Source organism: Pseudomonas helmanticensis (assembly GCF_900182985.1).
Lineage (GTDB): Bacteria > Pseudomonadota > Gammaproteobacteria > Pseudomonadales > Pseudomonadaceae > Aquipseudomonas > Aquipseudomonas helmanticensis.
On record NZ_FXUY01000001.1, the window covers coordinates 3,791,693 to 3,813,704 of the forward strand.

Consider the following 22,012-nt stretch of genomic DNA (forward strand, 5'->3'; position numbering starts at 1 on the left):
CTTAATGAACCTCGACCACAGAGCCCTGCAATTTCTGCAAGGCATCGTTGACCGCGTCCGGCATCAGCTGGCGCAGGCAGTTGTAATGGCCGAAACGGCAGGTACGGTCGAAACACGGGCTGCATTCCAGGCCCAGACGCACCACTTCGACGTGCTCGGCCAACGGCGGAGTGAAGCCCGGCGAGGTCGAGCCGTAGACGGCGACCAATGGACGGTTCAGCGCGGCGGCGACGTGCATCAGGCCGGAGTCGTTGGAGACCACCGAGTCGGCGCAGGACATCAGGTCGATGGCTTCAGCCAGCGAGGTGCCGCCGCTGAGATTGACCGATTCTTCGCGCAGGCCAGGGATCAGCCGAGCGCGAATGTCTTCGCCGACCGCGTGATCGTTTTTCGAGCCGAACAGCCACACCTGCCAGCCTTCGCGAATGCGTGCTTCAGCGACTTTGGCGTAATGCTCGGACGGCCAGCGTTTGGACTCGCCGAACTCGGCGCCGGGGCACAGAGCCAATACCGGGCGATCGAGGCTCAAACCGAACTTGGCCAACGCGGCTTCGCGGGTGACCGGGTCGATTTGCAGGCTTGGACGCGGATACGGTTTCGGCAGCTCGGCGTTCGCTTCATAGGCCAAAGCCATGAAACGCTCGATCATCAGCGGATAGCGCTCTTTGTCGAGGGTGCGCACATCGTTGAGCAGGCCGTAGCGGAATTCGCCGCGCCAGCCAGTGCGTTTCGGGATGCCTGCAAAAAACGGCACCAGCGCCGACTTCAGCGAGTTCGGCAGCAGGATCGCTTGATCGTACTGGCCGCGCAGGGATTTGCCGATGCGCCGACGCGTCGCCAATTCCAGCGCGCCGTGGCCGAGCGGGAAGCTCAAGGCCTTGCGCACTTCGGGCATGCGCTCAAGGATCGGCCGGCTCCACTCGGGGGCCAGCACGTCGATTTCGCATTGCGGGTGGCGCTGCTTGAGACACTGAAACAGTGTCTGCGCCATCACCATGTCACCGACCCAACTGGGCCCAACGATCAGAATATTCATATGGTTTCCAAAAACGAACCGGGGAGGCATTTACGCCTCCCCGCCTCGAGAACTCTACAAACACTGTAGATCTACTGTGGGAGCGGGCTTGCTCGCGATGGGGCCAGCACATTCAACCTTGATGTCGCCTGATATTCCGCCATCGCGAGCAGGCTCACTCCTACAGGGTTTTGCATCCGGTCCAACATCTGCGATTCACCGCAGATCTATTGTAGGAGTGAGCCTGCTCGCGATGGGGCCGTTGCATTCAACATTGATGTTGTCTGACACTCCGCCATCGCGAGCAGGCTCGCTCCCACAGGGTATTGGGTGCTGCATAAACTGGTTTCAGCTTAGCCCCATCTCCTTCCAGATCCGCAAAACCTGTTGGCGTTCCTCAGCAAACTGGTCTCCCGCAATGACTCCGGCGTCCTTCTGCAAGGCCTGCCGGTGAGCGGCGGAGCGGTAGGCTTTATAGGCCTCGCGCAACAGGCTGGCATCTTCGGCAGGCATCAGCCCTTCGTGTTCCAGCTCTTCCGTGATGCGGATGTTATCGGTCCAGCGCAGCAATGGCGGGTGACTGTGCGACCACGCCAGGGCCGCGTATTGCACCATAAATTCAATATCGACGATACCTCCGGCGTCCTGCTTGAGGTCGAACGGCGCCGTGGCGTCGAAGGCATTTGCCGCTGTGCCGGCCGCGGTGCTCTTGGTGCCGAGGTTGTCGCGCATCTTCGCGCGCATCTCGCTCACTTCCTGTTGCAACTTCGCCAGGTCGCGGGACTTGCCCAACACCTGCGCGCGAACCTTCTCGAACGCCTGACCGACATCCTGACTGCCGACCAGCACCCGTGCGCGCACCAAGGCCTGATGCTCCCACGTCCACGCTTCATTTTCCTGATAGCGGGCAAAAGCCCCCAGCGAACTCACCAACAACCCCGAAGCGCCGGATGGCCGCAGACGCATGTCCACTTCATAGAGCTGGCCCGAGTTGGTCTGCGCCGTCAGCAAGTGAATGATCCGCTGTCCCAGCCGGGTAAAGAACTGCGCGCCATCGATCGGTTTCGCCCCGTCGGTTTCCGCCTGCGGATCGCCGTCGTGGATGAACACCAGATCCAGATCGGAACCATGCCCCAGTTCCAGCCCGCCGACTTTCCCATAACCGACAATGATGAAGCCGGGATCGCACAAGGTGCCGTCGGTGCGCAGCGGTGTGCCGTGTTTGGCCACGGTCTGGCGCCAGGCCAGGGCCAGCACTTGTTCAAGAATCGCTTCCGCCAGCCACGTCAGGTAATCGCTGACTTTCATCAGCGGCAGGCTGCCGGCGATTTCCGAAGCGGCGACACGCAAGCGGTGCGCCAGTTTGAAATGACGCAGGGCTTCCATTTGTTGTTCGAGGTCGTCTTCGGGGATTCGTGTCAGACGCTCGCGCAATTCGGCGGCCAACTCCGGCGCCAAGGGTGGCTTGAACAGACGACCTTCGTTGAGCAGCTCATCAAGCAGCAGCGGGAAACGGGTGATCTGTTCCGCGATCCATGGACTCGCTGCGCACAGCGTCAGCAAGCGTCGCAGGGCGCTGGGGTTTTCCGTCAGCAAGACCAGATAAGCCGAACGCCGTGCAACCGCTTCAATCAACGGCAGTACGCGTTCAAGCACCAGATCCGGGTTGGCATGTTCAACGGCCTGCGCCAACAGACGCGGAATGAACGCATCGAGACGCTCGCGTCCCAGTCGCTGCATCGCCCGCAATTGCGGACTGCCACGCAAACCGGCCAACGCTTTCAGCGCTTTGCTCGCATCGGCGAAACCGCCCTCTTCGAGCTGGCGACACGCAGCCTCTTCATCTTGGGTTTCTTCCCACAGCGGCAGCCATTCACCGCCGACCACCACTTCACTTTCGGCGCCTTCTTCCTCATCGGGATCAGCGATCACCTGCGCGAAGTGCCAGGCGACGCGGCCGCGCCAGAACATCAGTTTTTCGTGGAAAGCCTCCCAATCGGCAAAACCGAGCATAAAGGCAATGCGCGCCTGATCCTGTGCGCCGTCCGGCAGCATCTGGGTCTGGCGGTCGGCAATCGCCTGGATCGCATGCTCGGTGTAACGCAGAAACTCGTAACCTTCACGCAACTCGCTGATCACCGCCGGCGGCAAATAACCCTGCCCTTCCAGCGTGCTCAACACCTTTAATAGAGGACGTTGCTGCAAGCTCAAGTCGCGGCCACCGTGGATCAACTGAAAAGCCTGAGCGATAAACTCGACCTCACGAATCCCGCCGGAGCCCAGCTTGATATTGTCGGCCATGCCCTTGCGCCGCACTTCCTGCTGGATCAACTGTTTCATGGTGCGCAGCGCTTCGATCGCCGAGAAGTCCAGATAACGCCGATAAACAAACGGCCGCAGCATGTCGAGCAACTGCGCGCCCGCGACCTGATCGCCGGCCACCACCCGCGCCTTGATCATCGCGTAGCGTTCCCAGTCGCGGCCCTGATCCTGGTAATACTGCTCCAGCGCATTAAAGCTCAGCACCAGCGCGCCGGACGAACCGTACGGGCGCAGGCGCATGTCGACGCGGAACACAAAGCCGTCGACCGTCATCGGATCCAGCGCCTTGATCAGACGCTGACCGAGGCGAATAAAGAATTCCTGATTATCCAGCGAGCGCTTCACGCCGACCGTTTCGCCGCCCTCGGGGTAAGCGAAGATCAGGTCGATGTCCGAAGACAGGTTCAACTCGACAGCGCCGAGCTTGCCCATGCCGAGGATGACCATTTGCTGCGGCTCACCGCTGCGGCGGCCGGTCGGCGTACCGAATTGCTCGCAATGGCGGCTGTACAACCATTGATAAGCTTGATCGATGGTGGCGTCGGCCATGTCCGAGAGGTCGCGGCAGGTCTGCACCAGATCGGCCTGACGGGTGAGATCACGCCAGATGATCCGCACTTGATGGCGGGCACGCTGGCGACGCAGGGCGCGACCGAGTTCATCTTCGGTCTGTGCCGCGTTCACCGCAGCGGAAATCTGCGCACACAATTCACCCGGTGCGAACGGTCGGTCGAGTTCGCCGGACTGCACCAGCGCAAGCAACATCAAAGGGTCACGCACGCTCTGTTCAATGACAAACTCGCTGGCGGCGGTGACGCGGGCGAACTGCGCCCAGCGCTCTGGCGTCCAGTTCGCAAAGCCGTGATCGTCTTCAAGCTCGGCGACGGCCGTACGGAACGACTGCTCGGATCGAGTGACCAACGGCAGGAGAATGGCAGGCAGTTCGGCAAGCACGGGCAGGGTCATGGTCTATCCTTGATCGGCGTGTAAACGGCCGCTTGTAGTGAATGGTGAAAACCCGCTACGTGAAGGACTGTCGAACAAAAGTTAGAAATAGCTGAAATTTCTTCTTCTTTAGCACCCAGCATCAAAGTTTCACCTTTTACGGATGGTAATCGACCAACCTTAACGATTATTCTCACAACGCAGTCGGAGGCCACAAGCCTTTCATCTGTAGTTTTACTACTCGTCTATACATCCGAAAGGCTGAAATGCCGGAAGATTTGTAGTAAAACTACACGCCGCCGGAACAACCTGTCGGCAATCCAAGAATTTTAAATCGTCTGCCCACAAGGCCAGTCGCAAACTCAGGCAACCGATTCTGGAAGCCTTTCCGCCCTGGAGCAAGCCATGCAAGACCTCGATCCCGTCGAAACCCAGGAATGGCTGGACGCCCTGGAATCGGTTCTCGACAAAGAAGGCGAAGACCGTGCTCACTATTTGATGACCCGTATGGGTGAACTCGCGACCCGCAGCGGTTCGCAGCTCCCTTACGCCATCACCACGCCTTACCGCAACACCATCCCGGTAACCCACGAAGCACGCATGCCTGGCGACCTGTTCATGGAACGCCGCATTCGCTCGCTGGTACGCTGGAACGCGATGGCCATGGTAATGCGTACGAACCTGAAAGATTCTGACCTCGGTGGTCACATCTCCAGCTTCGCTTCCAGTGCGACCCTGTATGACATCGGCTTCAACTACTTCTTCCAGGCCCCGACCGACGAACACGGTGGCGACCTGATCTACTTCCAGGGCCACACCTCGCCAGGCGTTTACGCCCGTGCGTTCATGGAAGGCCGCATCACCGAAGACCAGATGAACAACTTCCGCCAGGAAGTCGACGGTCAGGGCCTGTCGTCCTATCCGCACCCTTGGCTGATGCCTGACTTCTGGCAGTTCCCGACCGTATCGATGGGTCTGGGTCCGATTCAAGCGATCTACCAGGCACGCTTCATGAAGTACCTGGAACACCGCGGTTTCATCCAGCCGGGCAAACAGAAAGTCTGGTGCTTCCTGGGCGACGGCGAGTGCGACGAGCCGGAATCCCTGGGCGCCATCTCCCTGGCCGGCCGCGAGAAGCTCGACAACCTGATCTTCGTCATCAACTGCAACCTGCAGCGCCTCGACGGCCCGGTTCGCGGCAACGGCAAGATCATCCAGGAACTCGAAGGCGTGTTCCGCGGTGCTCAGTGGAACGTGACCAAAGTCATCTGGGGCCGTTTCTGGGACCCACTGCTGGCCAAAGATGTCGACGGCATCCTGCAACGTCGCATGGACGAAGTCATCGACGGCGAGTACCAGAACTACAAAGCCAAAGACGGCGCGTTCGTTCGCGAGCACTTCTTCAACTCGCCTGAACTCAAGGCAATGGTTGCTGATCTGTCCGACGACGAGATCTGGAAACTCAACCGTGGCGGCCACGACCCGTACAAGGTCTATGCGGCGTACCACGAAGCGGTCAACCACAAAGAACAACCTACCGTTATCCTCGCCAAGACCATCAAAGGTTATGGCACCGGTGCCGGCGAAGCGAAAAACACTGCGCACAACACCAAGAAAGTCGATGTCGACAGCCTGAAGTTGTTCCGCGATCGTTTCGACATCCCGGTCAAGGACGAAGAGCTGGAGAACCTGCCGTTCTTCAAGCCAGAGCCAAACAGCGCCGAAGCCCGCTACCTCAGCGAGCGTCGCACTGCACTGGGCGGTTTCGTACCTCAGCGCCGCGCACAAAGCTTCAGCGTGCCGACTCCGGATCTGGACACCCTCAAGGCCATCCTTGACGGCTCCGGCGACCGTGAGATTTCCACCACCATGGCCTTCGTGCGGATCCTCGCGCAACTGGTCAAAGACAAGGAAATCGGCCCGCGCATCGTTCCGATCATCCCGGACGAAGCCCGTACCTTCGGTATGGAAGGCATGTTCCGTCAGCTCGGTATCTACTCGTCCGTCGGCCAGCTCTACGAGCCAGTCGATAAAGACCAGGTGATGTTCTACAAGGAAGACCAGAAAGGTCAGATCCTTGAAGAAGGCATCAACGAAGCTGGCGCCATGAGCTCGTTCATCGCTGCCGGTACTTCGTACTCCAGCCATAACCAGCCAATGCTGCCGTTCTACATCTTCTACTCGATGTTCGGCTTCCAGCGTATTGGTGACCTGGCCTGGGCTGCCGGCGACAGCCGTACCCGTGGCTTCCTGATCGGCGGCACCGCCGGTCGTACCACCCTGAACGGTGAAGGTCTGCAACATGAAGACGGTCATAGCCACTTGCTGGCCGCGACCATCCCGAACTGCCGCACCTACGATCCAACCTACGGCTACGAGCTGGCGGTGATCATTCAGGACGGCATGAAGAAGATGACCGAAGAGCAACAGGACATCTTCTACTACATCACCGTGATGAACGAGTCGTACCAGCAGCCAGCCATGCCGGCCGGTGCCGAAGAAGGCATCAAGAAAGGCATGTACCTGCTCGAAGAAGACACCCGCGATGCGGCGCACCACGTCCAGCTGATGGGCTCCGGCACCATCCTGCGTGAAGTCCGTGAAGCGGCGAAGATTCTGCGTGAAGAGTTCAACGTGGGCGCTGACGTGTGGAGCGTTACCAGCTTCAACGAACTGCGTCGCGACGGCCTCGCTGTAGAGCGCAGCAACCGTCTGAAGCCGGGCCAGAAGCCTAAGCTGAGCTATGTCGAAGAGTGCCTGAACGGCCGTAAAGGTCCGGTCATCGCCTCCACCGACTACATGAAACTGTTCGCCGAGCAGATCCGTCAGTGGGTACCGTCGAAGGAATTCAAAGTCCTCGGCACCGACGGTTTCGGCCGCAGCGACAGCCGCAAAAAACTGCGTCATTTCTTCGAAGTTGACCGTCATTTCGTGGTGTTGGCAGCCCTGGAAGCACTGGCTGACCGTGGTGATATCGAACCTAAGGTTGTGGCTGAAGCCATCACCAAGTTCGGCATCGACCCGGAAAAACGCAACCCACTGGACTGCTGAGGAGACATTTTGTGAGCGAACTCATTCGCGTACCTGACATCGGCAGCGGTGAAGGTGAAGTAATTGAACTGTTTGTGAAGGTCGGCGACCGTATCGAAGCCGACCAGAGCATCCTGACCCTGGAATCGGACAAGGCCAGCATGGAAGTGCCGGCCCCGAAAGCCGGCGTCATCAAAAGCCTGAAAGTGAAGCTGGGCGACCGTCTGAAAGAAGGCGACGAACTGCTTGAGCTGGAAGTCGAGGGCGCCGCTGCTGCGGCCCCTGCTCCGGCTGCTGCACCGGCTAAAAAGGCTGAAGAAAAACCGGCCGCCGCTCCTGCTGCTGCCGCGCCTGCCGCTGCCCCTGCTGCCGCTTCGGTTCAGCAAGTGCACGTGCCGGACATCGGTTCGTCGGGCAAGGCACAGATCATCGAGATTCAGGTCAAGGTCGGCGACACCGTCGAAGCTGATCAATCGCTGATCACTCTGGAATCCGACAAGGCGAGCATGGAAATCCCGTCGCCTGCCGCTGGCGTGGTCAAGGCCATCAGCGTCAAGCTCAACGACGAAGTCGGCACTGGCGACCTGATTCTGGATCTGGAAGTGGCGGGTGCTGCGGCCCCTGCTGCTGCCGCTCCAGCTCAGGCTGCTGCGCCGGCCGCTGCCGCTGCCGCTGCGCCTGCTGCGGCAGCCGCGCCGGCAGCTCCGGTTGCTGACACCGTTCAAGACATCCACGTTCCGGATATCGGTTCGGCTGGCAAAGCCAAGATCATCGAAGTGTTGGTCAAGGCTGGCGACACCGTTGAAGCTGACCAGTCGCTGATCACTCTGGAATCCGACAAGGCGAGCATGGAAATTCCATCGCCTGCCGCTGGCGTGGTGGAAAGCGTTTCCATCAAGCTGGATGACGAAGTCGGTACCGGCGACCTGATTCTCAAGCTGAAAGTCAAAGGCGCGGCGCCTGCTGCTGCCCCGGCTCCGGCTGCCGCTGCTGCACCAAGTGCTCCGGCCGCTGCTGCTCCGGCTGCCGCTGCGCCTGCACCTGCTGCCGCTCCAGCCGCCCCGGCCAAGCCGGGCGCCAAAGTTCACGCCGGCCCTGCCGTGCGTCAACTGGCCCGTGAGTTCGGCGTCGAGCTGAACGCTGTCGGCGCCAGCGGCCCGCACGGTCGTATCCTGAAAGAAGACGTGCAGGTTTACGTCAAAGCGATGATGCAGAAGGCCAAGGAAGCACCGGCCGCTGCTGGCGCAACCGGTGGCGCGGGCATCCCGCCGATTCCGGTCGTCGACTTCAGCCGTTTCGGCGAAATCGAAGAAGTGCCGATGACTCGCCTGATGCAGATCGGCGCGTCGAGCCTGCACCGCAGCTGGCTGAACATCCCGCACGTGACTCAGTTCGATTCGGCTGATATCACCGAGCTGGAAGCCTTCCGCGTCGCGCAGAAAGCCGTTGCAGAGAAGGCCGGCGTCAAGCTGACCATCCTGCCGCTGCTGCTCAAGTCGTGCGCGCACATGCTCAAGGAGCTGCCGGACTTCAACAGTTCGCTGGCACCAAGCGGCAAAGCGATCATCCGCAAGAAGTACATCAACATCGGCTTCGCCGTTGACACCCCGGATGGCCTGCTGGTACCGGTCATCAAGAACGTCGACCAGAAGAGCCTGTTGCAACTGGCAGCCGAAGCCGCTGCGCTGGCCGCCAAAGCCCGCGACAAGAAGCTGACTGCTGACGACATGCAGGGCGCCTGCTTCACCATTTCCAGCCTCGGCCACATTGGCGGCACCGGCTTCACGCCGATCGTCAACGCGCCGGAAGTGGCGATCCTCGGTGTTTCCAAGGCAACCATCCAGCCAGTCTGGGACGGCAAAGCCTTCCAGCCGAAACTGATGCTGCCGCTGTCGTTGTCCTACGATCACCGTGTGATCAACGGCGCCGCTGCCGCACGCTTCACCCAACGTCTGGGCAGCCTGCTGGCGGACATTCGCACCATCCTGCTGTAATCCCAGGCGGCCCTCCGACAACGGAGGGCCGCTTGTGCTTCACGTTTTCGAGCGCCACACGCTCGTACCTCAACCCCGTCAGTTTGGCGGGGCTTTTTTTTGCCTGAATTTTATAAACCGGTACTTTTCCCACAAAACCCGCTGACATCGGCTACGACCTGAGTCCACTTCACAGCGATCTTTTTATTCTGTCGGCAACTAGTCTTGCGACAACAAAGTCAGCGCATCGACTTTTTCGCAGTGTATGCACTTCGCCTTACTCTTTCGAATGGATTCGAATATGTTAAAACCCGTTATCGGCCCGATTATTGGCCACACCACAACTAACCACGCACGCATCTTCGTTCGTGGCGAATATCAAAAGAACCTGCAAGTGTTTGCCGGCTTGCGTTATCGTCCGAGCAATTCACAACTATGGTCAACCGCCCTGTTTAGCAAACTGGGTGAATTAGGCGACATGTGCAAAGTGTTCATCCTGAATGATTTGCTGGAAGACACCGAGTATGAATTTCAAACCGGCTGGTTCAGCCCGATGAGTCCGGTACATACCGTGGACAGCGTCGCGGAACTGCCGCTGCAATGGCCGCGGGAAATTTATCGCTTGCGTACTCGCAGCAGCGAGCCGTTGCGGCCCCGCGCCTATATTCTCGGCTCCTGTCGCTATCTACGCCTGACAGCAGGCGTGCCGGTATTGCCATTACTGGGGGATCGGATCTTTACGTCCATCAACCAATTGATCGAAGGCCAGCAACCGCCGATCAGCGCAACCATCATGAGCGGCGACCAGATTTATGTCGATGACCTGAACCGGATCGGTCCCGATCGCAGTTATAAAGATATCCTCATTAAATACCGCGCTGCCTTTTCACAACCGGGCATAAAACGCCTGATGTCCGGCACATCAACTTACATGATACTTGACGACCACGAGATTGAAGACAATTGGCCAGCGAATGCCGAACCGGCTGACGACGAGTTATATCGCAACGCCATGGCGGCATACGAGTTATACCAGGCCAGCCATAGCCCGGCCTATGCACTGACAACTAACGGACAACTTGATCATGCTTCACTGGAGCATTACTGGTACCAATTCAGCGAAGCCGATATCGAATGGTTTGTGACCGACACGCGCACCCGACGCGACCTGTCGAACAATGAGCGACGCATCCTCGATGAAGCTCAGGAACTGGCCTTGTGCCAATGGCTGATCAACAGCACGGCGCGGGTCAAGTTTGTGGTGACCAGCGTGATGTTTTTCCCGGATCGCCAAGCCAATGGCGACGATGGCTGGCAGGGCTTTGCCGAGCAACGACTGCGCCTGCTGGAAACCGTGCGCACGCACAAAATCAGCAATGTCGTGATCATTTCCGGCGATGTCCACGGCTCGCTGACTGCGCGCCTGAGCCATAGCGAGGATGCCGATTTCGCAATCCACACCGTGGTGTCTTCGCCGCTGTGCAACAGCAAACTGCTGCCGTATGCCAAGGCGTCGACGTTTGCCCTCAATCAACCGTTGGCGCGCACCGCGGCGGGTGACTATGTGCACGAATTGACCAGCGAGGTGATCAGCCAAGACAACTTTGCGCATATGCTGGTCGAGAGTGATCATATTTTGATCAATTATCATGACCGCGATGGCAAGCCACTGCAGTCGGTCACCATAAAGCTGCGCTAAGCCTTAAAAATCGCAGCCTTCGGCAGCTCATTGTTCGAATTGCCCTGCAGGAGCTGCCGCAGGCTGCGATCTTTGGCTCTTTTCACCCCCACGCTGGAGAAATGTTCAACGCAGCCGACACATTCTTATAGCACTTGGCCTTCATCTCTCTTGTCAGTCAGTGCCGCAATGATGCAACCTTGCCGCAGGCAACGTTAAAGAGGGCGAGAGCCCCCGCGTTCAGCATATTTTCAAGCGAGTTCCCTTCATGAAAAGCCAACCCGATGCCGCCAGCCGTATGGCGGCCGAGGTAGTGACGCAGTTGCCTGTGCCCTCGCGGCTCGGCATGCTGCGTTTCGAGCGCTTGAATGAAGCCAGTTGGGCGATGTTGTTCCTCGATCCCAACTGCGAACGCCAATTCGGTCAACCGGCTGTCGAGCTGTGCGCTCTGGTCGGTTCACCCTACGCCAGCCTGATGGAGCCGGAAGCGCGTTATCAACTGCATGACGCGATCCAGCAACAACTGACCGCCAGCCCGCATTATCTGGTGCGCTATACCCTGCACACTGCGGCCGGTGCGCTGAGCATCCTCGAACTGGGCGAAGCCTACAAACAACACAATCGTCACCTGCTGCGCGGCTATCTGCTGGCAGTCGATGACGTATTTGACGATGCGCCGCTACCGCCTTCCGTCGATCTGGAAACCCAGAACTCGCGCCTGCAAATAGCCCTGGAACTCAACCAGCGCGCCCAGCAGGAACAGCTGCAACACCTCGAACGCGTGCGCGCCCAGCAGGATCTGATTCTGTTGCTCGCCCGTCAGCGCTACAGCACGCACAACTCGTTGCAGGAAGCCGCCGAACTGATCACCCGCTGCGCCTGCGATATCTATGAAATCGACTGCGCCAGCCTGTGGAACCTCGAAGGCCAGCGCCTGGTACCGATCTCCGCGTATCACCGCGCGACGCAGGAATACATCCTGCCCGACGAAATCGACGTCAGCACCTTCCCTGACTACATGGAAGCGCTGCACAGCAGCCGTGCGATCGACGCGCACAACGCGATGCGCGACCCGCGCACCCGTGACATGGCCGAAGCGCTGCGCCCGCGCGACGTCAACGCGATGCTCGATGCGAGCATCCGTGTCGACGGTCAGGTCGTCGGCGTGTTGTGTCTGGAACAGACCGGCGTGACCCGCGCCTGGCAATCCGATGAAATCGCCTTTGCCGGTGAACTGGCCGACCAGTTCGCGCAAGTCATCAACAATCACAACCGGCGCACCGCCACCAGCGCCCTGCACCTGTTCCAGCGTGCGGTCGAGCAAAGCGCCAACGCCTTTTTGCTGGTCAATTGCGACGGCGTGGTCGAGTACGTCAACCCGAGCTTCACCGCGATCACCCAGTACACCACCGAAGAAGTCCACGGTCAGCGCCTGTCCGAGCTGCCGGCACTGGAGAACCTCAGCGAGCTACTGTTCGACGCACCTTCCGCGCTGGCCAAGAGCAACAGTTGGCAAGGCGAATTCAAGAGCCGGCGCAAGAACCTCGAACCGTACTGGGGCCAGTTGTCGATTTCCAAGGTCTACGGCGATAACCGTGAGCTGACCCACTACATCGGCATCTACGAAGACATCACCCAGACCAAACTGGCGCAGCAGCGCATCGAGCGCCTCGCCTACACCGACAACCTGACCAACCTCGGCAACCGCCCGGCGTTCATCCGTAACCTTGACGAACGCTTCGCCCGGGATAGCGATACCCCGATCAGCCTGTTGCTGGTGGACATCGACAACTTCAAGCGGATCAACGACAGCCTCGGCCATCAGACCGGCGACAAACTGCTGATCAGCCTGGCGCGGCGTCTGCGCAACAGCCTGAGCCCGAGTGGCAGCCTTGCGCGCTTCGCCAGTAACGAGTTCGCCGTGCTGCTCGACAACACCGACCTTGAGGCCGGCCAACAGATCGCCAGCCAGTTGCTGATGACCCTCGACAAGCCGATGTTCGTCGACAACCAGTTGATCAGCGTCACCGGCTCAGTGGGCCTGGCCTGCGCGCCGCTGCACGGGCGCGATCCGCAAACGCTGATGCGTAACGCCGGCCTGGCGCTGCACAAGGCCAAGGCCAACGGCAAACATCAGGTGCAAGTCTTCACCGAAGCGCTGAACGCCGAGGCCAGTTACAAGCTGTTCGTCGAGAACAACCTGCGCCGCGCCCTGACCCAGAACGAGCTGGACGTGTTCTATCAGCCCAAGCTGTGCCTGCGCAGCGGTCGTCTGCTGGGGATGGAGGCGCTGTTGCGCTGGAATCACCCGGAGCGCGGGATGATTCGCCCGGACCAGTTCATCAGCGTCGCCGAAGAGACCGGCCTGATCATTCCGATCGGCAAATGGATCGCCCGCCAAGCCTGCCGCATGAGCAAAGCGCTGACCGCTGCCGGCATGGGCAATCTGCAAGTGGCGATCAACCTGTCGCCGAAACAGTTCTCCGACCCGGATCTGGTCGCCTCCATCGCCAACATCCTCAAGGAAGAAGCGCTGCCGGCCAATCTGCTCGAACTTGAGCTGACCGAAGGCCTGTTGCTGGAAGCCACCGAAGACACGCATTTGCAGCTTGATCAGCTCAAGCGTCTGGGCCTGACCCTAGCCATGGACGACTTCGGCACTGGCTACTCGTCGCTGAGCTATCTGAAAAAATTCCCGATCGACATCATCAAGATCGATCGCAGCTTCATCCACGAAATCCCCGACAACCAGGACGACATGGAAATCACCTCTGCGGTGATCGCCATGGCGCACAACCTCAAGCTCAAAGTTGTGGCCGAAGGCATCGAGACCGCCGAGCAACTGGCGTTCCTGCGCCGGCACCGTTGCGACGTCGGCCAGGGCTACCTGTTCGACCGGCCAATCCCCGGCGCCGAACTGATCCAGGCGCTGAAACGCTACCCGCGCGGCCCGCTCTGCCTCTGATCCCCGCCGCCCTTTCATGTAGGAGCTGCCGCAGGCTGCGATCTTTTGACCTTGCTTTTCAAAGACAAGATCAAAAGATCGCAGCCTGCGGCAGCTCCTACATTGGGTAGTGATTAACTCCGCATCATTGGGCACACTGGCGGTCTGACTTTTTACATCCCATCCTGACTGAGAGGAACGATCATGGTTCTGCGCTCGGAAATTCTGGTGAACAAAAACGTGCTCCCGACTAAAGAACAAGCTCTGCCCGGCCGCGAAACCGCGATGACCCTGCCTGAAAAGCACTTCGTCTTCGAAGAAACCCCATTGCTTGGCCCGTTTTTCCAGGACGTCGACTTTGCGATTTTCGGTCTCGGTTGCTTTTGGGGTGCCGAGCGCCGCTTCTGGCAGCGCGAAGGCGTGGTCAGCACGGTCGTCGGTTACGCCGGCGGCTTCACGCCGAACCCGACCTACGAAGAAGTCTGCTCGGGCCTGACCGGCCACGCCGAAGTGGTGCTGGTGGTGTATGACAAGGATAAAGTCAGCTACGAAGAGCTGCTGGCAATGTTCTGGGAACTGCACAACCCGACGCAGGGCATGCGTCAGGGCAACGACATCGGCACGCAGTACCGCTCGGTGATCTACGCGACTTCGCCAGAGCATCTGGACGCGGCGCTGAAGAGCAAGGCTACGTATCAGGCCGAGTTGTCGAAAGCAGGTCTGGGAGAAATCAGCACCGAGATCGAACAGGCGCCGACCGTGTTTTTCGCCGAGGCGTATCACCAGCAGTATCTGGCGAAGAATCCTGAAGGCTATTGCGGGATTGGCGGTACCGGCGTGTGCATGCCACCGAGCCTGGCGGGTAACTGACCCCTAAAAGCGAAAGATCGCAGCCTTCGGCAGCTCCTACAGGAGATCAGTGATCGTCCGCACATTGGTGGACGACGCCTAACCGTGTAGGAGCTGCCGCAGGCTGCGATCTTTTGATCTTGCCGTTGATCAGCTCTCGGCAATCAACCAATCCATCTGCCAGCCGCCCTGGGTCTGCCCCAGCTTCTTCGACAACCACGGCAGCAACTCACGCAGTTCCTCCTCCAGCCCCCACGGCGGATTGGCAATCGCCATGCCCGAACCGTTCAGGCTGTTCGGCGTATCCAGCGGATGCACCAGCAGCTCGACGCGCAACAACTTCGGCGCACCCGAGCCGGCCAGATCCTGATAGAAACGACGCAACGCGCGTTGATCCTTCACCGGATACCAGATCGCCGCCACCGTTTGGCGCATCCGGCCGATCGCCTCTTTCAACGACGCCGCGCAACGCTGCATTTCATCGAGCTGCTCGAACGGCGGATCGATCAGCATCACCGCACGCTTCTCCTGCACCGGCAACATCGCTCGTGCGACATGCCAGCCTTCGCCGAGATGAACCTTGACCCGACGATCACCGGCCATGTTGTCCTTGAGCAGCACGCCGTCTTCCGGGTGCTTTTCATTGAGCATCACCCGATCCTGCGGACGGGTCAGACGCCGCGCCAGCTCCGGCGAACCCGGGTAATAGCGCAACTGGCCATCAGGGTTCATCTCGTGCAGCACTTTCATGTAGTCAGCGGTCAGCGCCGGCAGATCCGGCTGATCCCACAAGCGCGCGATGCCTTCCAGGTATTCGCCGGTGCGATTCGCCTGATCGCCCTGCAAGTCATACAGACCGATGCCGGCGTGGCTGTCGAGATAGGCAAACGGCTGCTCCTTGCGCGACATCAGGGCGATGAGGCGGGTCAAGGTCAGGTGTTTGAACACATCGGCGTGATTGCCGGCATGGAAGGCGTGACGATAATTCATGGCTGCTCCTGCGAAGGGCGCAAAGTTTACCTTTTACCGGGCGGCAAGTCAGGGGTTGGCGGCTGAGCGGGCAAAAGCCTGCCCTCACCCTAGCCCTCTCCCGGAGGGAGAGGGGACTGATTGAGGTGATCTTGCGGCTTATGTCGACCTGAAAGATCAGCGCGAACTCAAGCCTGGCGAAGCAAAGTGCGCCGCTGAAGTCGCAGGTCGGCGTATCTCAACCAGACAACTCGATCAGTCCCCTCTCTCTCTGGGAGAGGGCTAGGGTGAGGGGCTTCGCTGTCATGCAGTTACACTGGCTAACCATGATCGACAGGAAGTCAAAAACTCATGCGACACCCGATCATCTTCCTACTCGGCGCATTAGGCCCATATCTCGCACTTGCCGACGTAAACCACACCGATCAAGCCCGGCAAACCCTCAAAAATTACGGCTTGAGCCACTGCCTCCTGGCGCCATTCAATGAGCAATCCGCCCTGAGAAAAGACATCGCATTGGCCGCAGTTGCCTACTCGTTCATGGGCAAGGGCATGCACACCGTTCCGCAAAATGAAGACACGCTGCAGGTGCTGCACGATCCCTATAACGAGACGAGGAACCATGTGTCAGCGGCGTATGCCCAGACCTCCGCCGGCAGCAAATACTCGGATGAAAAAATGGTCTTCCATGCTTGTCTGCAGGTTTACAACTCAGAGGCGTTTGACCGTTTTATTCGGGCTCAGGATGCTTACATCGTTGTTGATTGAGCCTTTTTGAGAGTCAAAAGATCGCAGCCTTCGGCAGCTCCTACACGGCGATTCATGTAGGAGCTGCCAAAGGCTGCGATCTTTTGATCTTGAGCCGTCAGGACGGCATGCCGCCCAACCTGCGCCCAATCACATCCAGCACATCACAGCCATCGCGCAGCGGGATGGCGCAGAGCATGGCGAAGTCGCTGAGGATGATCGAGTCGCACTCGACCGAGCCGCGCATGCACATGTTTTCCAGGACCTGAACCACGGTGCGGATGCGGTGATTGGCGGCGTCCATGAGGATGTCGAGGGGAACGTGGGTGTCGATGAACAGAGTGGGCATGTCGCTGCAATTACCGGTCAGGGCCATGAAGCGGTTGTCGGGATGGGGGATGAGTTTTTCGTAGGGTGGAGCTGGTTTAAGCGTTGTCATATTTTGCACCTCAACTGATTAAATGAGGCTACCAATGACCTTCCTACAGGTTTGGGTGGCAGCCGTACGCGAGAGTAGGAAACTGAGGAACCAGCCAAAACTCAGCTACGCCGAAGCGTTCCCGCGCACAGCCGCCGCGAAAGATGTTACGGACACACGTTAGGTGCCGCAATCAGACAACAGGGCTGGTGCACGGTAAATTCCAAGGGTTCCTACACCCTGCCACCACGCTCGCAGTGACAACGAAAAGACTATCCCTGCAACCCACCGCCCACCAGTTCATGAAAACCGCCGCGACTCGAAGGAAAACTCCCAAGCGCTCGCCCGGAAATATCACTCCGACTCTGCCAGCAAAAACGCCAACAATGCCGATTGCGACGATTCTTCCGACATTGAATCCTGAAAAAACTGCCTGACCTTGCAGCGCAAAACCGCTTCGGGAAAGGTTTCGAAGAGTGCCGGATGCTCTTCGCTCAACCACTGCAACGCATTGGCCGTCCGAGCCTCATCGCCCTGCTGCGTCAACACTGATTGCGGAATCTGCCACCACGGAAATGACCGCGCTAAAACTTGTGCCCTGCCACCGATTTCCAGCGGCTGACCATTGATCAATCCACGCCCGATCACCGGTAAAATCTGCGCCGTGTCCACCTCATCAGCCTGCAGGATCGGAAATAGAAACCGCCCGTCCCAGAACCGGAAAAACACTGTTTTGCCGCCCGGCATCAGCACTTGGGTCAGGCTGCGAAAGTGCGCCACTACCTCTTCAAGCGTTGCTGAGGACACCGCCAACCAGCCCCAGTCCCGAGACTCGGTGGTCGCTACCCAATCGAGAAACTCACTGTCGGCAGCGACAACTCCCACGAAGGGCATCACCGCATCCCACTCGGCGTAGATCGTGCCCGCCCAGATCGGGCTCGGCGAAACCAGCGGAGGATTGGCGTCGCTGGCATGACTGAAGATCGCGAACAGTTGCTCTGTCGGTTTCAGCGGTTCCTGCGCCAGCCACACGCGGGGGTCGAGAACATCAGGCTGCACAGACACCGCCCTTGCACCGCTCACACTCTTCGCAGAACGGCGCGTCGCCTTTGAAACTCATGATTTGTGCGGCGGTGAGCATGGCCGCAGGTGCAGCGACCAGCTTCTCCGGCAATCCCGGCACAACCGGCGCCGCACTCATCGCTGCCATCGGCGCGCCGCCGACGACAATTGGCACACTGCTGAAAATCCCGCCTGGGCCGATGTTGATCCACTGCCCGCCCGCCTGAATGGTTGCGCTCGCACCACCATCGATGACCACTTGCTGGCCAGCGCTGACATGAAATTGTCCGCTGGCGCTGAGCGCCTGACTGCTGACGCGAATATGCCGGTCGCCAGTCACGGTCAGGTGATCGTCTTGCCGCACTTCGGTTTGCCGCTGGCCGTGGGTGATGCGTTGTTCATCGGCCTTCAATTCATGCCGCGCGGTGCCGGTGACGACAATGCTGCGCTGGTTATCGACCTGCACCTGTTGATCGTGCAACACGTGCTGCGTCCAGTTGCGCTGGGCGCGCAGGTAGATTTCTTCGGCGCCTTTGCGATCCTCGATGCGCAGTTCGTTGTAACCACCGCCGCCGGGGCTGCTTTGGCTGCGGAAGATGCTGCGGGTCTTGTCAGCCGGAAGATCGAGCGGCACCGGCGTCGCGGCGTTGGGCAGACAGCCCATGACCAGCGGTTTGTCAGCATCAGCGTCGATGAAGCCGACCAGCACTTCCATGCCGACCCGTGGAATCAGCACGCTGCCATAACGATCATGGGCCCAGCCGGTGGCAACGCGCAGCCAGCAACTGGAATGCTCGTTCAGCTCGCCATCACGATCCCAGGCCAATTGCACTTTGACCCGGCCGTACTCATCACAGTGGATCTCGGTGTCTTTCGGGCCGGTGACAACCGCCGGTTGATAACCGAGCATTCGCGGTTTTTCCGGGCCCAGCGGCGGGCGGAAGAACACTGCCCACGGCGTGGCGAGAAAGGTATTACGGTAACCCTGGAATTCTTCCCCATCGCTGGTGACCGATTCCTCCAGCACTTGCGGCTGTCGGCCATGGTGCTCAACGGCGGTGAGTAGCCACAGATCATTCCAGTCGTGGCGCGGATGGTCGATCAGTTGCAGGAAATGTCCGCAAACCAGTGCGGATTCATCGCTGATGCCCTCGGCCTGACGGTAATCGGCGACATGTCGCTCAAGTGCACGCTGGGCGAGGTGTTTGCCGGTTTCACGATCATTGAATTGACCGGGGAAGTGATAGTCCTCGAGCACCGGACGTTGCTCGCCGTCAATGCGACTCTCCAGTTGCAGGCGCGGCTTTTCAAAGTTGTAGTCGCGCCGGGTAACCACGCTGGAACGGGTTTCCACACGCACATTGAAGCGCTTGATCGCCGGCGCCCCGGCAGACATGCCGCTACCGGGCAGATAAAGCGTTGGCTCGGCCAATCGCGGGAACACGGTTTGATCGTCGCCGAACACCAACAGATGTCCGGCGGGGCTGTGCTGAAAGTGGTAATGAATACCGACCTCGGCACACAGGCGTTGAATGAACGCCAAGTCGCTCTCGGCGTACTGCACGCAATACTCACGCACCGGGTATTCGCTGCCTAACCGAAACTCGAAAGCGTCACGGAGGATCGCGTGATCTTTAAGCACCTGCGCAACAATTTGCGGCACGCTCTGATGCTGGAAAATCCGCTGATTGATGCGGTGCGCGAGATACGTCAGACGCGGGACAAGACTAAGGTGATAACGCGTCAGGCGTTTCCCGGAATCACCCTGCCCGACCTGATAAATCTGACCGTGAACGCCAGAACCCTGAGCATCAAAACTCAGAAACGCCTGACAGTGCAGCAGGCTTTCGAGGTCCAGATCGGGCCGTTCACTGACCAGTTCAAGCTCGAAACGAAACGGCTGGCTGATGGCTTCCTTGCCCGTGAACTCAAGGACCTTGAGGTCATGCTGGGCGCCTTCGAAGGTCAACGTGAAACGCGGTTGATTGGCAGGCGCGAACATCCGATGTCTCTTTGCAGAATGAAGGGCGGGCGATTCTGCATGAGGGGCAAGGGGGGATGGGTGGGTGACGGGAAAATCAGATTTGCCCTACTTCTATTGCTGAAAACTCCGGCAAAAACCGGCGCCTTCGACTACAGACAAATCCCCCAAACCCACCAGCATCACCTGTAGGAGTGAGCCTGCTCGCGATAGCGGCGTGTCAGTGGCAAAAAATACCGACTGATACACCGCTATCGCGAGCAGGCTCACTCCTACAGGGGAACTGCGGTGAATCAGAGAAATCACAGGCAATAAAAAACGGCCCGTCTCCTGTAGGAAACGGGCCGTTTCTTTGTGAGCCGAAGCTCAGTACATTACTTGTTCAAGTTGAAATCTTTTTCCGCTGCGTCGAAGCGCTGCACCATGCCAGCAGTCGGCGAACCGAGCTTGCTGACGATGAAGATGGCCAGGCTGGCGAAGATGAAGCCCGGAATGATTTCGTACAGCCCCAGCAGTTCGAAATGCTTCCAGACCACAACAGTGATCGCGCCGACCAGGATACCGGCCAGTGCGCCATTGCGAGTCATGTCTTTCCAGATCACCGAGATCAGTACCACCGGACCGAACGCGGCACCGAAACCGGCCCAAGCGTAGGACACCAGGCCCAGCACGCGGTTTTCCGGGTTGGCGGCCAGACCGATAGCAATCAGGGCAACCAGCAGAACCATCGCACGGCCAACCCACACCAGTTCAACCTGGGAAGCGGATTTACGCAGGAATGCTTTGTAGAAGTCTTCGGTCAGGGCGCTCGAGCACACCAGCAACTGGCAGCTCAGGGTGCTCATCACAGCAGCCAGAATGGCCGACAGCAGCACACCGGCAATCCATGGATTGAAGAGGATTTTCGCCAGTTCGATGAACACACGCTCGTGGTTCTCGGTAACAGGGCCGGCCAGTTCCGGGTGTGCCGAGAAGTAGGCGATACCGAAGAAGCCCACCGCCACGGTGCCGCCCAGGCACAGGATCATCCAGGTCATGGAAATACGACGCGCCTTGGCGATCGATTTCACCGAGTCCGCCGCCATGAAACGCGCGAGGATGTGCGGTTGACCGAAGTAGCCCAAACCCCAGCCCATCAGCGAGATGATGCCGATGAAGGTGGTGCCTTTAAGCATGTCGAAGTTGCTTGGGTCCTGTGCTTCGATCGCCAGGAACGTAGTATCGACACCACCGGTGGCCAGCAGGACGATGATCGGCGTCAGGATCAGCGCGAAGATCATCAGGGTGGCTTGTACAGTGTCGGTCCAGCTCACTGCCAGGAAACCACCGATAAAGGTGTAGGCAATCGTCGCCGCAGCACCGGCCCACAGCGCCGTCTCGTAGGACATGCCGAAGGTGCTTTCGAACAGACGGGCACCTGCCACGATGCCGGAAGCGCAGTAAATGGTGAAGAACACCAGAATCACGATCGCCGAGATGATCCGCAGCAGACCGCTGTTGTCTTCAAAACGGCTGGCGAAGTAGTCCGGCAGGGTCAGGGCATCGCCGTTGTGCTCGGTCTGCACACGCAGACGGCCGGCAACGAACAGCCAGTTCAGGTAGGCACCGATGATCAGACCGATGGCAATCCAGCTTTCGGACAGACCGGACATGTAGATGGCGCCCGGCAGGCCCATCAGCAACCAGCCGCTCATGTCGGAGGCACCGGCAGACAGCGCGGTGACGACGCTGCCGAGGCTGCGACCGCCGAGAATATAGTCAGAAAGGTTGTTGGTGGAGCGATAGGCCATCAAGCCGATCAGCACCATTGCTGCGATGTAGATCACGAACGTGATCAGGGTTGGATTGCTTACGCTCATTGAGTTACGCCCTGGCTTTGTTTTTATGTAGCGGCGGTGGTGAACCGCACGCAAACGACGACGTTTGGCAGACGATCCGGGATCCCGCGCATTTAGGACTGATGTTTCCCCAGGAAAGCCATCAGCCGGCACACCGGGTTATTCCCGGTTGCACCTAGGGCGCGAATGCTATGCAACAAAGCAAATAAGGTGCAACCAGTTTCGTGAGAATTAGTTGCAC

At 59.2% G+C, this 22,012-nt stretch carries 13 protein-coding genes; 6 read left to right on the plus strand and 7 right to left on the minus strand.

What is annotated here, in order from left to right; translation table 11 throughout:
* Position 1: 1 nt before the first annotated feature.
* Both waaF and glnE read right to left on the minus strand, forming a co-directional pair.
* Entirely contained in the window at positions 2-1,036 is a 1,035-nt protein-coding gene (waaF, locus tag QOL84_RS16980) for a lipopolysaccharide heptosyltransferase II (RefSeq protein ID WP_129388133.1), read from the minus strand.
* Positions 1,037-1,363: 327 nt separating this feature from the next.
* Positions 1,364-4,303, minus strand: coding sequence for a bifunctional [glutamate--ammonia ligase]-adenylyl-L-tyrosine phosphorylase/[glutamate--ammonia-ligase] adenylyltransferase (gene glnE, locus QOL84_RS16985; protein ID WP_283437945.1), 2,940 nt, complete (start codon positions 4,301-4,303; stop codon positions 1,364-1,366).
* A gap of 384 nt (positions 4,304-4,687) precedes the next feature.
* Here glnE and aceE point away from each other — a divergent pair, with 384 nt between their 5' ends.
* From aceE to msrA, 5 genes are all read left to right on the plus strand, one after another.
* On the plus strand, positions 4,688-7,333 hold the full coding sequence (aceE, locus tag QOL84_RS16990; RefSeq protein ID WP_129388127.1) for a pyruvate dehydrogenase (acetyl-transferring), homodimeric type: 2,646 nt from the start codon (positions 4,688-4,690) through the stop codon (positions 7,331-7,333).
* Positions 7,334-7,344: 11 nt separating this feature from the next.
* Positions 7,345-9,306 (plus strand): dihydrolipoyllysine-residue acetyltransferase, encoded by a 1,962-nt coding sequence (gene aceF, locus QOL84_RS16995; protein WP_283437946.1) that lies wholly within the window; start codon positions 7,345-7,347, stop codon positions 9,304-9,306.
* A 280-nt stretch (positions 9,307-9,586) separates the two neighbouring features.
* Positions 9,587-10,984 (plus strand): alkaline phosphatase D family protein, encoded by a 1,398-nt coding sequence (locus tag QOL84_RS17000; protein ID WP_283438663.1) that lies wholly within the window; start codon positions 9,587-9,589, stop codon positions 10,982-10,984.
* 247 nt (positions 10,985-11,231) lie between these two features.
* Positions 11,232-13,928, plus strand: coding sequence for a putative bifunctional diguanylate cyclase/phosphodiesterase (locus QOL84_RS17005; RefSeq protein WP_283437947.1), 2,697 nt, complete (start codon positions 11,232-11,234; stop codon positions 13,926-13,928).
* 183 nt (positions 13,929-14,111) lie between these two features.
* On the plus strand, positions 14,112-14,777 hold the full coding sequence (msrA, locus tag QOL84_RS17010; RefSeq protein WP_283437948.1) for a peptide-methionine (S)-S-oxide reductase MsrA: 666 nt from the start codon (positions 14,112-14,114) through the stop codon (positions 14,775-14,777).
* Positions 14,778-14,906: 129 nt separating this feature from the next.
* On the opposite strand, the gene QOL84_RS17015 is transcribed toward msrA, so the two are convergent.
* Positions 14,907-15,746: a 23S rRNA (adenine(2030)-N(6))-methyltransferase RlmJ gene (locus tag QOL84_RS17015; RefSeq protein ID WP_053116708.1), complete on the minus strand. Its 840-nt coding sequence runs from the start codon at positions 15,744-15,746 to the stop codon at positions 14,907-14,909.
* A 330-nt stretch (positions 15,747-16,076) separates the two neighbouring features.
* Here QOL84_RS17015 and QOL84_RS17020 point away from each other — a divergent pair, with 330 nt between their 5' ends.
* Positions 16,077-16,493 (plus strand): T6SS amidase immunity protein Tai4 family protein, encoded by a 417-nt coding sequence (locus QOL84_RS17020; protein WP_283437949.1) that lies wholly within the window; start codon positions 16,077-16,079, stop codon positions 16,491-16,493.
* Positions 16,494-16,590: 97 nt separating this feature from the next.
* Here the strand turns inward: QOL84_RS17020 and QOL84_RS17025 are convergent, their stop codons facing one another.
* The 4 genes from QOL84_RS17025 to putP form a co-directional block, all read right to left on the minus strand.
* On the minus strand, positions 16,591-16,911 hold the full coding sequence (locus QOL84_RS17025; protein ID WP_283437950.1) for a hypothetical protein: 321 nt from the start codon (positions 16,909-16,911) through the stop codon (positions 16,591-16,593).
* Positions 16,912-17,244: 333 nt separating this feature from the next.
* On the minus strand, positions 17,245-17,949 hold the full coding sequence (locus QOL84_RS17030; RefSeq protein ID WP_283438664.1) for a DUF4123 domain-containing protein: 705 nt from the start codon (positions 17,947-17,949) through the stop codon (positions 17,245-17,247).
* Positions 17,939-19,954, minus strand: a complete 2,016-nt coding sequence (locus QOL84_RS17035; protein ID WP_283437951.1) for a type VI secretion system Vgr family protein — start codon at positions 19,952-19,954, stop codon at positions 17,939-17,941. Before QOL84_RS17035 ends, QOL84_RS17030 begins: the two co-directional genes overlap by 11 nt.
* Positions 19,955-20,307: 353 nt before the next feature.
* A complete protein-coding gene (putP, locus tag QOL84_RS17040) occupies positions 20,308-21,792 on the minus strand; it encodes a sodium/proline symporter PutP (protein ID WP_129388105.1) in 1,485 nt (494 codons plus the stop codon).
* Positions 21,793-22,012: the final 220 nt, after the last annotated feature.